This is a genomic window from Paenibacillus sp. FSL R7-269 (assembly GCF_000517865.1).
Taxonomy (GTDB): domain Bacteria; phylum Bacillota; class Bacilli; order Paenibacillales; family Paenibacillaceae; genus Paenibacillus_AQ.
The window spans coordinates 19,120-32,145 of record NZ_ASPS01000053.1; the positions used below are offsets into that span (position 1 = coordinate 19,120).

Genomic DNA, 13,026 nt, shown 5'->3' on the forward strand with positions numbered 1-13,026 from the left:
TGAACAAATTCAAAAATACATCAGCAGAAATACTCCTGATGTATTTTTTATTCGTCATTCATTTCTTTAGTATGTTCAATAAATTTGGTTAATGTGCTTATTGAACTAAAAACTCTATAATCAACACCATTATAATTAATGCTGACACCTGTAATCGCTTCTATTTCTTTTAAAATCTCAAAAAAATCATTTGGATACAATAAATCAATTAATTTAGTGCTCGCTAGTTGCTCTGCGGTAATATCTCTATCTCTTTTCTTAAAATATGAGAACAATATTTCTTTTATTTCGTTATTTAGTTTGCTTTGGCCTAGAACTTCAACCGAATCGAAATTAAATGTATTAGCACCAATAACATCGTTTGTTTTCCATAGTTTTCTTTCGGCAAATGTTTGCAATAATACTTCCAGTTCCTCGTATTTCAAATCAGGTTTCTTGATTAATATATTCAATACTATACCTGTAACAGTTGCGGTAGCCTTACTCGTTCCGCCAAACATTTTATATGAATCACTTATACTCTTTACTAAATTAGGCGTTTTATTAGCGATACATTGGATCACCTTGCTTTTATTGTACCAATAATCACTGTTCCCCTGAAGTATAGCACCATTTATACCGATTGCTCCATCGCACGCAGCTGGATAACCCAAATAACCTTGATTAGGTGCTGAAGATATTATGATCTTACCCTCACTCTTGAGTTTATGTATAATTGGTTGTAGCCTTGATCTGCTTTTTTTCTTAATTGTAGTTAAGCTAAGATTAATTGTCCGAATATTAAGTTTACGCGTATACTCCAAGGCTTCTATTAAGGTATCAAGTGAACTCTCCATATTTTGATTTAATGCTTTAATCGCAAAAATATTGGGCTGCGCTTCACACATTTGCGCTATTATATTCGCACATTGCGTACCATGACCATTATCGTCTTCGAAATCGCTATCTTCATCAGTCAAACCCATACCACCGATAACATTTCCAATGGAGTTCTCTTGAACTATTCCCGTATCAATAATGATTACATCAGGATTCATTTTTGATCTCCCTATAGTTGCATATAATAAGTATGGGTAGTGATTTTAATCACTACCCATTATATAAAAATAGACTAGGAATGCTGAAATGGTTTTTTTAAGTAAATTTACCTACTTGTTCACATTAAAATGCGCAAGTAATTTTACAGCTGAATGTAACAGAGCAACCTGCTGGGTTAGAGGCACTTTTTCCAGACCAATCGGCACAATCATCTTTACAACCTTGCCCTTTTACTTCTAATGCATTAATTTTGTCCGCAATTTTTTTAATCTTTAAACTCATAATAAGTCCTCCTTCTTCGCATTCCTAGCTACTTCTATCTCTAAACTGATTTTAAAAAACTATAATTGGCATTTTCAAAAGCACATATTGTTGCTGAAGGACACAATCCGTCATCAGTTAATAATTCATTGAGGTATCGGCATCTTACAGTAAGACAACTGCTATAATTATTGCACCCTTCACATTCAATCATGTTGCAGTCATTAATTCTTGAGATATCTGCTAAGTAATCATTATTAATTCCTCCTAGATGTACTGAACCGATTTTATATTTGGTATCTCCTACAACATAGGAACACGGATAAATCTCTCCGGTTGGGTCAATGTGAATACTGCTATAACCGCCAGAACACTTATTTTTCTTGAAAATATTATTTTCTAAGATTGGAATTTCCACATTTTTTTCATCTAACCTATTCCTTAAATAATATTCTTTCAACAAACCAAGCTGATCTAAATAAGCATCTATATGTTTCTCATCCCAACTCTTATCGAAATAGTCAGGGATACAGACAATCACTAAGAATCCCAATTCTATCAAATGTTTAATGCTTTCAAATAAATGAGAAACTGTTTGAGCACCAAATGTAACTCTAGCCCTAATATTCTTCCTTTTTTCCAATGTCATATTAACCTTATTTATAATTGCATCATAAGAACCTGTACCATTTGAGAATAGCCTTGTTTGATCGTGAACCTTTTTATCGCCATCAATACTTATTGAAAAATCATAATTCATATTTTCCGCCAAGAATTCAATCTTCTTTTTGTCAAGTAACACTGCATTTGTTGTAATGCCAAACATAACTTTTTTTTTATATGTGGCGAATAATAATTTCAGTCGTTCAGTAATGTATGTTATTAGGTCATAATTTAATAATGGCTCCCCTCCATGGAATTGTATAATTAATGGATCCTCTGACCAATTATCATTAGTACTATAGTTCTCTTGGATAAAATTAATTATTTGATCCGCAGTATTGCGATCCATATATATTTCCTTTTTGTCGTTTCCTTCATAACAATAGCTGCATCTCAGGTTGCATGCTTTAGTTACCCAAATTCCTATTAACATTGCTCAATCCTCCCATACAATCCTTTGGAAGTTACGTTTCAGTTCTGGACAAACACTTTCATAAAAACCATCATTGCTCTCTATAAGATCTAAGTAATGCAAGCAATTCCAGCAAAATAAATTAACATCACAATCTTTACACTTTTCATGTTTATCAGGCTGTAAATACTCCCAATTTTGATATCCATCATATCTTTTAAATTCACCACTCCCCAGAAAACTGCTTAAATCTTCTATTTCCAATATATTGCCTACATAATATTTATCTCTCTCCAATAAACCGCAAGGATATATCTGTCCTTTACTATTTATATAAATCTCTTTAAACAACCCCCCACAGAGACAAATATGAACATCATCAATGTCAAGATTCATCATTCTTATTTCTTCAATTTGAACTTCTTTTTCTTTAGGCTGCAATGAATCTTTATTATCTTTTCCTCTTCCAATTGGGCTAAAAGCCCTTGCAATGCCACGGGTTCCTAATTCTTTATTTAATTCCTCAAATTGATTGCGTAATACATAGTTCTCCTTAGTCAAGACCATTGATAATGAAATTTTATCGAAATGTTGATTTTTTAATAATTCAACCGAATGCAATACCTTGTTAAAAACTCCTTTTCCACGTATTGATGAGCATGTGTCTTCATTAACACCATCAATACTAAAATCTATTGCTGATACATGCGCCACTAGTTGTTTCACATTTTCACTATTAATTAATGTCCCATTCGTCATTACTCTGATTTCACCATCGTAAATATCATTCAGGTGAGATAGAATCTCAAAAAAATCCTTCCTAATTAAAGGTTCTCCACCCGTTAAGCAAATACTCTTGGGTTTTGATTTAACCACTTTATTCAAAACCGTTTTTAGAACATCCGTGTCCAACGGATCGCTCAAATTTGTTAAGTCAGAATCCACGCAGCAATGTTTGCATCTGAGATTACATCTGTTGGTAATTGCTATATCAACACTGAAATTTTTATCAAACAGTAACATCTCTTCCGTATCGGCCAGCAAATTTTCTTTGTACAAAAGTTGCAACAGCTCGAAGAAGTATTCCTTATCTTCCTGGTCTTCAAACGCTTCAATCAGTTCATTAGTCGTTGCGCTTTCCTGCATGGCAAGTTTAAGTATTTCATAACATTCCTGACTCATTTTCATCCATTTTCCATTCATTCGATTCCCTAAAATCACTTTGTTTCCATGAGTCAAAACTTTAGTAAACTGACCTAACATAATATTCCTGTTCATTTTCTTGTTCATTTTCTTGTTCCTCCGCTAGCATTATTTTTCTATCACATATATTTAAGATTTGCTCTCTATGTGTAATAATTAATGCTGTTTTTCCTTCTAGTTTTCTTCTAATCACATTGCAGATTACCTTTTCTGCTTCAATGTCCATAGCTGAAGTGGGTTCATCTAACAAGTAAATAGATTTATTCTGAAGGAAGAGGCGTATTAACGCTATCTTTTGTACTTGTCCACCCGAAAGATTTAATGAATTTTCTTTAATCATTGTATCGAGTCCATCAGGAAAATCATTTATTGCTAAGCAAAATTCCTTCATCGTCTCAATAATCTCATGATCACTATAGCGATTTTTAGTATCCAGAACATCCCTTAAAGAACCGCTTAATATAAATTCACTTTGTAATAAGCAACCGACTTGATGATGCAGATAATCCGTTTGGTAATCTCCAATAATCACTTCATCTATTAGAATTTCCCCTTTTTGAGGTACACAGAGCTTCGTAAAGAGTTTCATTAAGGTTGTCTTCCCGCATCCATTTTTGCCTACGATTCCTACTACTTCACCCGGTTGGACCTCCAATGATAACCCTTTCAATATTTGATTGGATTCTTCATAGCTAAAATCAATTCTATTCACACTAATCTTGCCTGATAGATCGAGGTCAGGGGTGTAATTTCCTTCTTGAATAACCTCTTTATTATCCAAAACTTCAAATATCCGTCTAAAAATAGGAATGTTTTTTTTGAAAGATATATACTCACTACCAATCGAATTTATTGGGCCAAACATTCTTTGCACATAAATGATTAAACTGAATAAAACACCTACTGTCATCGTCCCTGATAATACTCTTTGCGCCCCCATAAGCAACACCACAAAAATAATGATTACGCTATAACTTGAAACAATACTAAACAACACAGTAATCATTCTTAATTGTTTTATTGCTTTTTCTACTACAGAACGGTTCTTCTTGCAGTAACCACTATAAGCACGTTTTACTTCACCAGCCATTTCAATATGATTCACATTATTTAGTATTTCATTTGTATAGGATGAGAAATCTGCAATTTCTTCTCTTAATGGCACCACATATGCTTCAATTTTTTTACCGTATTTTTTTTGAATTAAAGCAAATGAAAAAGTAAGCAATATTAAAATGATTCCAATAGTTTTATCTATGTAGATTAAATATACGGAAATGCCTACTGCAATTAATGTATTGGATAAAATTCCGCTTATTGATTTTGTAAAAAGGCTTTCTATTGATGAGATGTCTTCTTCTAAAACTGTAAACATGTCTCCAACCTTATGCTTGCTCCAAAAAGCTATATTGGTATTCATTAATTTTTCAAAAACCATTTCTTTTATTTCAGAAACAAAGCGTTGTGAAAATTTATAGAAGCTAACTTGATATAAATATTGGAAAGCAACCATCGTACATCCTACAATCAGCATAGTAATAGTGTAATTGGCAATATCCCCAATGTTCCTATTGCTTATTCCTAAGTCAACTATTTTACTTATGTAACTTGGAAATATAATTGACGAAACACTATAAATTAAAACAAATATTATGCATTTTATTTGTTGAAGTGTAAAATCCAAATATCTGAGTCGACTAGAACCGTTTAAGTACTGTAAGCACTTTATCCAGTAATACATTTAGTTTTATCCCTTCGATTTGTGTATTATTTTACTTTTTTAGCAGTATTATCGTCTTTAAAACAATCATTTTCTTTCAATACATTCATAATAAACAGAAATGTAGAAATATGCCAGATTTCTCGACCGAATGGTGCCTTTTTCTCACCCAATGGTTGGTTATGCCAAATTTAAATCATTTCCCCAATATGACAGCTACTGCAACCCTTGTAAAAACCGATGTAATCAGGCCGATTTATAGGATATACTTATAAGAAAGCGGATTACTATTGATGGTACCTAACCTGTAAGGAGGTTTGAAATGGAACTGCGTCAACTGCAATATGTCCTGCAAATTGCGGCTGAGCGTAATTTTTCCCGGGCAGCAGACAAGCTGCATATCGCTCAGCCTTCACTCAGCCAGCAACTCTCCAAACTGGAAAAAGAACTGGGTGTCCTTCTTTTCCAGCGCAATACCAGTTCAGTAGAGCTGACTCATGCCGGTAAGAAATTCGTCGAGCAGGCTCAGACCATCATTGATGCCGTAGAACTGCTGCGCCAGGAGATGTCGGATATATCCCAGCTGCGCACCGGACGGGTTGTGGTTGGCAGCATGCCGATCACCGGTGCGCATCTGCTGCCGCATGTGCTGCCTGCCTTCAAACGCAAATACTCCGAGGTTGAAATCACGCTGCTGGAGGACTCCTCCATGAATCTTGAGAAGCTGACAGCCAGCGGCCAGACAGATCTCAGCCTGCTATCCCTGCCACTGGAGATTCCGACTCTAGCTTACGAGGTTCTTGGAGAGGAACGGATCGACCTGGCAGTCCCGCCTGAGCATCCGCTGGCGGCGCGGATGCTGCTGGGTACACGAACTTCGCTGACCGAGCTTAAGGATGAACCGTTCATCGTGCTCAAAGAAGGACAGGGCTTCCGCAAAATGACGGTGGAGCTATGCCGTGGAGCCGGATTTGAGCCGCGGATTGTCTTCGAGAGCAACAATATGGAGACCGTCCAATCGCTAGTAGCCACCGGAATGGGCGTAACGCTCGTGCCACATTTCATTGCACGGGCACCGCGGAGTGAATTCGTGCCTGTCTACCTGCCTTTGGCCGAACCGGTACCCAGCCGTACTCTGGTTGTCGCTTACCGGCGCGGACGCTATTTGTCCCGTGCTGCGGAAGCTTTCATTGAAACCTTCCAGGCAACGGTCGCCGGACTGGCAGGCGAATAAGCCGGCGGAAACAAATGCCCATCCAGCTCTTATCATGAGGCCGGATGGGCATTTGCTGTATTTTGGCAGAAGCAATTATTTATTTGCGCAAATTATACTGCGTGATCATACGGTTCTGGTCATCGGGCATACGGGCAGTACTCTCGTCAACCGGTCCTTCTGTGCGGGAATCTCCGGCTTTTTCCTCGACAAATTCTCGGATCGCTTTGTTTTGAAATTCGGCGGCTTCTTTGGAATTCTGATTCTGTTCCTGTCGGACATTAGTCTTCTTACTCAATTCAATCCACCTCCTGGTAACTGATTATAAATACTTTACCCGTTCCCCTGAAGGACAACCAGAAAATCCGCTCCCTGCCCCAGCAGAAAAATATTCGTCCGGAGCTCTTTGCAAACCCTGCTTCCCCATGGTATTCTAAATGACAAATAGTGAAACGTGCTGATGGGACCAGTAAGAATGGACGTATATTCGTGTGCAGAGAGTAAATTCCTGAAGGCTGGGAGAATTTACCGCGAAGGTCATTCTGAATCCTACCCCTGAGCGGCCTGCCCTGCAGGACGGATACTCCCGTTATGAGAATGAAGTCGGATGAACCCTCATCAATGAAGGTGGTACCGCGGAAGTTAATTCAAGCTTTCGTCCTTTGCTAAGTCTAAGGATGGGGGCTTTTTGTCATTTTCGGGCATTACAGGCATTTCAATTCGAGAGGAAAGTGAAAGACAATGACGTCAAGAATTGTGGTCAAAATCGGCAGCAGTTCGCTCACGGGTCCCGAAGGCGGCCTCAATCGTGAGGCAGTCACCTTCTTCGCCGCCGAGATTGCTGCACTCCGTAAGGACGGCTGTGAAGTGCTGCTGGTCACCTCAGGGGCGGTCGCAGCGGGATTCCGGGGCATCGGCTATGATTCCCGCCCAAGGCTGCTGCATGAGAAGCAGGCGGCAGCAGCAGTAGGACAGGTTATGCTGATGCAGGCTTATCAGGAGGCATTTGCAGGCCACAGCATTCCTACTGCTCAGATCCTCCTGACCCGTACGGACTTCTGCAGCCGCCGGGCCATGAACAACGCCATGATGACGGTTGAAGAATTACTCCGGCAAGGCGCAGTGCCCGTGTTCAACGAGAACGATACCGTATCGGTGGATGAGCTGAAGTTCGGTGATAACGATACCTTATCGGCGCTGGTTGCCAATCTTCTGAAGGCATCGCACCTGCTGATCCTGACCGACATGGATGGCGTCTACAGCGGCGATCCCCGCAAGCACCCGGATGCTGTGCGGTATGAGCACATTGAAGAGATTACGCCTGAGATCTATGCCATTGCAGGCGGTGCAGGCTCAAGCGTGGGCACCGGCGGCATGCGCTCCAAGATCGACGCGGCCAAGATTGCCACGCGGGGCGGCGTTCCTGTCTTCGTGGGCCAGGTTAAGAAGCCAGGGGATTTATTACAGGCCGCAGCCGGAACGGGCAAAGGCACTTATTTTGCCACCAGACTCGCTTCTCTGCCGGTCAAAAAGCAATGGCTGGGCTTCATGTCCACCCCGCTCGGATCACTGTATGTCGATGACGGTGCTGTTGAAGCGCTGCTTCACGGAGGCCATAGCCTGCTGCCAGTCGGGGTTAGACGTATTGAAGGAAGCTTTCATTCAGGGGATGTCGTTGAAGTACTCGGCCCGGATGGGCAGCTGCTTGGACGGGGTATCGTCAATTACGACGACACCCAGCTCCGCAGCATTCAGGGGCTTCCCAGCCGAGAGATTGTGCCCAAGCTCGGTGAAGTACACCGGCTGGAGGTTATCCACCGGGACGAATGGATCACGCTTCGTTAATCTTGCACAACCTACTGTATTTTCATCTGCCAACATAACTTTTAGGAGGAATTGCCATGAGTGAAGTGGTTAACAAGACAACACTGGCCAAAGCAACCACAGGGGTACTTGCAAGCTTGACTACCGCCCAGAAGAATGATGCTCTGCTGGTAATGGCTGCTGCCCTGCGTGCCGAAGCTGGTTACATTATTGCCGCCAACGCCGAAGACCTGGAACGCGGCCGCCTAAACGGGACACCGGAGTCGATGCTCGACCGGCTGGCCCTGGATGCGGAACGGATTGACAGTATAGCCGAAGGCTTGCAGCAGATTGCCGCACTGCCTGATCCGGTAGGGGACAATCTGGAGACGATCGAACGGCCAAACGGCCTGCACATCGAGAAGGTACGGGTTCCGCTTGGGGTGATTGGAATTATCTATGAAGCACGCCCCAACGTCACCGTTGACGCTGCCGGACTGTGCCTCAAGACCGGCAATGCTGTGGTGCTGCGCGGCGGCTCCTCCGCCCTCTCCTCCAACCGCGCCATCGCCGAGGTGCTTCACCGCGCACTTGCAGGTACCGCCCTTCCGCCGGATGCCTTGCAGCTGATCGAAGATCCTAACCGCTCCTCAGTGGATGAAATGCTGAAGCTGAACGGACTGCTGGATGTCATCATCCCGCGCGGAGGAAGCTCCCTAATTCAGAATGTGGTTCTAAATGCCACCGTACCGGTTATTGAAACAGGGGCAGGCATATGCCATACTTATCTGGATGCAAGTGCTAATCCGGAAATGGCCCGGCGCATTAGCGTGAATGCGAAGGCCCAGCGGCCTTCGGTCTGCAATTCAATGGAGACGCTGCTGGTTCACCGCGCTTACGCCGAAGAGCATCTCGCCGCACTCGCTGAAGCCTTCCGCGAGGCCCGTGTGGAGCTGCGCGGCTGCCAGGATACTGTTGCTCTTATCCCTTGGGCTGTGCCTGCCACGCCAGAGGACTTCGCTACAGAATACAACGATTATATTTTAAATATTCGTATCGTGGACACGCTAGAAGAGGCTCTCGGACATATCGCGGAGTTTGGCACCAAGCATTCCGAATGTATTGTGACAGAGGACTTGGCGAATGCTGCACGCTTCCTGCAGGAGATTGATGCTGCGGCTGTATATCACAATGCATCTACCCGGTTCACGGACGGCTTTGAATTCGGCTTCGGCGCCGAGATCGGCATCAGCACCCAGAAGCTCCATGCCCGCGGGCCTATGGGACTTCCTGCATTGACTTCAAGCAAATATATGATTCACGGCTCCGGCCAAATCAGGGGTTAACTCACTCAACTTATAGGGGGACTGCCAGCCATGTGCCAGCAACCAGCAATTCCGCTCATCAATCATAATATCGTTTTTTATGGCGCAGGCTCGATGGCTGAGGCCATTGTGCGGGGATTGATTGCCCGGAATGTAGTGGAATCGGGCCGAATTATTATGCTGAACCGCAGCAGCAGCGAGCGCCTGGCTGAACTCCGCAGCCGATACGGCGTGCTCGGCTATAATGCTCCTGAGTCCAAGCTCGAGGCTCTGCGGTCTGCGCCGGTCATCGTTCTAGCCATGAAGCCCAAAGACGCTGCCGAAGCGCTCCGTTCCCTGGGGCCGCTGCTGTCGCCGGATCAGCTCGTGATCTCCGTGATTGCCGGGTTGACCATCCGTACGATACAAGGCTTACTGGGTAATCCGCAGCCTGTGGTCCGCACCATGCCGAACACCTCTAGCTCCATCGGCCTCGGTGCTACCGGGATTGCCTTCTCTAAGGAAGTTGGAGAGGACAGCCGACGTACAGCGCTTAATATCTTCGAAGCGGTCGGAATGACTGCGGTTATTGACGAAGAACGGATGGAGACCTTAACCGGGATCTCCGGCAGCGGACCAGCCTACATCTACTACATGATGGAAGCGATGATTGCCGCCGGCATCCGCGGAGGGCTTCCGCTGGAGCAAAGCCGTGAGCTGACTGTCCAGACCGTGCTGGGCGCAGCACGAATGGTTCAGCAGACCGGTGAAGAGCCTGCCTCTCTGCGCAAGAAGGTCACCTCGCCGAATGGATCTACCCAGGCGGCGATTGAAGTGCTGGAGCGCGGCGATTTCTTCGAGACCGTTATTGCCGCCGTCAACCGGTGTGCGGAACGTTCCCGCGAGATGGGCTCGGCTCTGGAGCAGGAGCTGCACTAATTCTTGTCCTAGTTTTTGATATTCTTACTACAACACAACAGCCCGCAGTTCCTTCCACGTGAAGGGACTGCGGGCTGTGTGATGGGAGCGGCGAAATCAGGTGCATTTATACCTTTCATTTTGCTCATCCGGCCACTTTTGCTTGAATCAAGTGTATTTGTACCCTTCATCTACTCATTAAACAAACTTTTCCTAATTTCAGGGGCACTTCTGCTCTTCACCCCCGCTCCCCGCACACTTTCAGCTAACTCCCAATTCCAAGCAACAAATGAAAAAAAGTGCCCCTTAAGCCATATATATGACTTAAAGGACACCTTTACCAGCGGGGCCTTGCCCTGGACCGGCATATATCTACCTCGCTTCGCTCATCTGCCGCCGCTCCGGAATTTCTGGGAATAGGCTTTGACATCCTGGGCATTCTTCACCCGGTTGCGGGCCCATTCCAGCAGAATGCGGTCAATGTAACGGAAATGGACCTTTCCTGCAAAGACCGACTCCTTCAGGGCGAGCAGGATCAGTTCCTCGGGATAACGGTCTTCATCCACCCAGCCGGAAATAGTTTCACATTCCATGGGGGATAGCGGACGCCCGAATTCCTTCTCGAAAATGCTGAACAGACTGCGTCCGTCCTCCGACTCCTTGTCACCCGGCACAGCCGGGCGGCCATAGCCACCATCTGGTGCAGTAGCCCCGGAGTAATGAGCCACTGCCCGGGCCCCCGGCTCCCGCCCGCTCTGGCTGGGCTTCCCCTGGGCATTCTCCCGTGAGAGTTCTGCCAGATAAGCTCCCAGCTTCGCGTATAGGCCGGAGAAATTATAACGCTCATAATGGATGTCCCTCAGCTCGTCGTTATCTCCGTCGATGCTGATGAACCCTTCCTTCATCAGCTTCTGCAGTTCTCCGGCAATCACCGGAATACTGCGCCCGGTTACTGCCTGAAGCTCCTCCAGGGAAGGGAAGTCAATCCCCTCCACCTGTCTGAAGGAGAGCAGATGAATCAGCAGCATGGATTCACTGCCGGTCAGATTCAGCTTCCGGTAATATTTCAGGAGTGCATAAGGAATGACGGCCATTCCGTTCTCCAGGCCGAAGGCTACGCCCTCGCCCCAGGTATTCCAACCTTTTCCGTCCATACTTAAGCCCCCTTTCCCTATTCTTTAAGGGTAAAGACGGTACAGTGTACGAGGGAAGGCAATCGTCTCACGGACATGGTCCAGACCGCAGATCCAGGCTACTGTGCGCTCCAGCCCCAGACCGAAGCCGGAGTGCGGAACCGTGCCGTAGGTGCGCAGATCCATGTACCATTTGTAGGTGTCCATCGACAGGTTATGTTCCTTGAAGCGGGCTTCCAGCAGCGCCGGATCATCAATACGCTGTGATCCGCCGATGATCTCCCCGTAGCCTTCAGGAGCGATCATATCCGCACACAACACCACTTCCGGACGATCAGGATGCGGCTTCATATAGAAAGCCTTGAAGGAAGCCGGATAGTGGCTAATGAAGACCGGTCTGTCGCTCATCTCGGCAATCGCCGTCTCATGAGGAGCCCCGAAATCATCGCCCCAGGCAATTTCATAGCCCTTTTCATTCAGGAACTTAATCGCATCGTCATAGCTGATACGCGGAAATGGTGCTTTGATGTTCTCAAGCTTCGAGACATCGCGGCCCACCGCTTCCAGTTCAGCCCGGCAATTCGTAAGTACAGATTGTACCACGAAGCTGATGAAATCCTCCTGCACGCACAGGCTTTCTTCATGATCGGTGAAGGCCATTTCCGGCTCAATCATCCAGAACTCAATCAAGTGGCGGCGGGTCTTGGATTTCTCAGCCCGGAAGGTTGGTCCGAAGGAATAGACACGCCCCAGCGCCATAGCAGCAGCTTCCATGTACAGCTGTCCGCTTTGGGTAAGATAGGCGTCCTCTTCAAAGTACTTGGTGTGGAACAGGTTGGTCGTGCCTTCTGCTGACGTTGGTGTCAGAATCGGCGGGTCCACCTTCGTGAAGCCGCGCTCATTGAAGAACTGCTGAACCGCGCGGATAATCTCCGCACGAATCACCATTACCGCCCGCTGCTTGGAGGAACGCAGCCAGAGATGACGGTGATCCATCAGGAAATCGACGCCATGCTCCTTAGGTGTGATTGGATAATTCTCGGTAAGATGCAGAACTTCAATGCCCGTAACCGTCAGCTCGTAGCCTGACTGGCTGCGGGGCTCCTCACGGATGATTCCGGTCACATACAGCGAGCTTTCCTGGGTGAGGCTCTTGGCATCATCCCAGACCTGCTCAGGGACTTCTGATTTCACCACAACCCCCTGGATATAACCGGTACCGTCGCGAAGCTGCAGGAACTGAATTTTACCGCTGGAGCGCTTGTTGTTCACCCAACATCCGATGACAACAGTCTCTCCGACATGCTCATTCACGTTCTTGATTACACTTTTGTTAGCCATGCCTACTATCTCTCCTC

General features: G+C 45.3%; 12 protein-coding genes. 4 read left to right on the plus strand and 8 right to left on the minus strand.

Annotated features, from left to right (window positions below; genetic code table 11):
- Window positions 1-47: 47 nt before the first annotated feature.
- From C162_RS22565 to C162_RS22580, 5 genes are all read right to left on the minus strand, one after another.
- Window positions 48-1,037, minus strand: a complete 990-nt coding sequence (locus C162_RS22565; RefSeq protein WP_036698024.1) for a S8 family serine peptidase — start codon at window positions 1,035-1,037, stop codon at window positions 48-50.
- 124 nt (window positions 1,038-1,161) lie between these two features.
- Entirely contained in the window at window positions 1,162-1,320 is a 159-nt protein-coding gene (locus tag C162_RS36670) for a hypothetical protein (protein ID WP_179090430.1), read from the minus strand.
- 40 nt (window positions 1,321-1,360) lie between these two features.
- Complete coding sequence (locus tag C162_RS22570; RefSeq protein WP_036698026.1) at window positions 1,361-2,395, minus strand: radical SAM/SPASM domain-containing protein; 1,035 nt, start codon at window positions 2,393-2,395, stop codon at window positions 1,361-1,363.
- A gap of 3 nt (window positions 2,396-2,398) precedes the next feature.
- Window positions 2,399-3,664 (minus strand): radical SAM/SPASM domain-containing protein, encoded by a 1,266-nt coding sequence (locus tag C162_RS22575; RefSeq protein ID WP_036698029.1) that lies wholly within the window; start codon window positions 3,662-3,664, stop codon window positions 2,399-2,401.
- Window positions 3,618-5,318 carry an ABC transporter ATP-binding protein gene (locus tag C162_RS22580; protein ID WP_036698033.1) on the minus strand — a complete coding sequence of 567 codons (1,701 nt, stop codon included), beginning with the start codon at window positions 5,316-5,318 and terminating at the stop codon, window positions 3,618-3,620. The genes C162_RS22575 and C162_RS22580 overlap by 47 nt, the downstream gene beginning before the upstream one ends.
- Window positions 5,319-5,619: 301 nt before the next feature.
- On the opposite strand from C162_RS22580, the gene C162_RS22585 reads away from it, so the two are divergent.
- Window positions 5,620-6,531 carry a LysR family transcriptional regulator gene (locus C162_RS22585; RefSeq protein WP_036698036.1) on the plus strand — a complete coding sequence of 304 codons (912 nt, stop codon included), beginning with the start codon at window positions 5,620-5,622 and terminating at the stop codon, window positions 6,529-6,531.
- A 79-nt stretch (window positions 6,532-6,610) separates the two neighbouring features.
- On the opposite strand, the gene C162_RS22590 is transcribed toward C162_RS22585, so the two are convergent.
- On the minus strand, window positions 6,611-6,808 hold the full coding sequence (locus C162_RS22590; RefSeq protein ID WP_036698038.1) for a hypothetical protein: 198 nt from the start codon (window positions 6,806-6,808) through the stop codon (window positions 6,611-6,613).
- A 443-nt stretch (window positions 6,809-7,251) separates the two neighbouring features.
- On the opposite strand from C162_RS22590, the gene proB reads away from it, so the two are divergent.
- Genes proB through proC form a run of 3 tightly spaced genes read left to right on the plus strand, consistent with a single transcriptional unit; the run spans window position 7,252 to window position 10,556 of the window.
- Entirely contained in the window at window positions 7,252-8,355 is a 1,104-nt protein-coding gene (gene proB / locus C162_RS22595) for a glutamate 5-kinase (protein WP_036698041.1), read from the plus strand.
- Window positions 8,356-8,411: 56 nt separating this feature from the next.
- Window positions 8,412-9,659: a glutamate-5-semialdehyde dehydrogenase gene (locus tag C162_RS22600; RefSeq protein WP_036698043.1), complete on the plus strand. Its 1,248-nt coding sequence runs from the start codon at window positions 8,412-8,414 to the stop codon at window positions 9,657-9,659.
- A gap of 30 nt (window positions 9,660-9,689) precedes the next feature.
- Complete coding sequence (gene proC, locus C162_RS22605) at window positions 9,690-10,556, plus strand: pyrroline-5-carboxylate reductase (protein ID WP_036698044.1); 867 nt, start codon at window positions 9,690-9,692, stop codon at window positions 10,554-10,556.
- Window positions 10,557-10,921: 365 nt separating this feature from the next.
- On the opposite strand, the gene C162_RS22610 is transcribed toward proC, so the two are convergent.
- The gene (locus C162_RS22610) at window positions 10,922-11,689 is read right to left on the minus strand and encodes a DnaD domain protein (RefSeq protein WP_036698046.1); all 768 of its coding nucleotides are present in this window, start codon (window positions 11,687-11,689) and stop codon (window positions 10,922-10,924) included.
- Between the two features lie 24 nt (window positions 11,690-11,713).
- Window positions 11,714-13,009 carry an asparagine--tRNA ligase gene (gene asnS, locus C162_RS22615; RefSeq protein ID WP_036698048.1) on the minus strand — a complete coding sequence of 432 codons (1,296 nt, stop codon included), beginning with the start codon at window positions 13,007-13,009 and terminating at the stop codon, window positions 11,714-11,716.
- Window positions 13,010-13,026 lie beyond the last annotated feature (17 nt).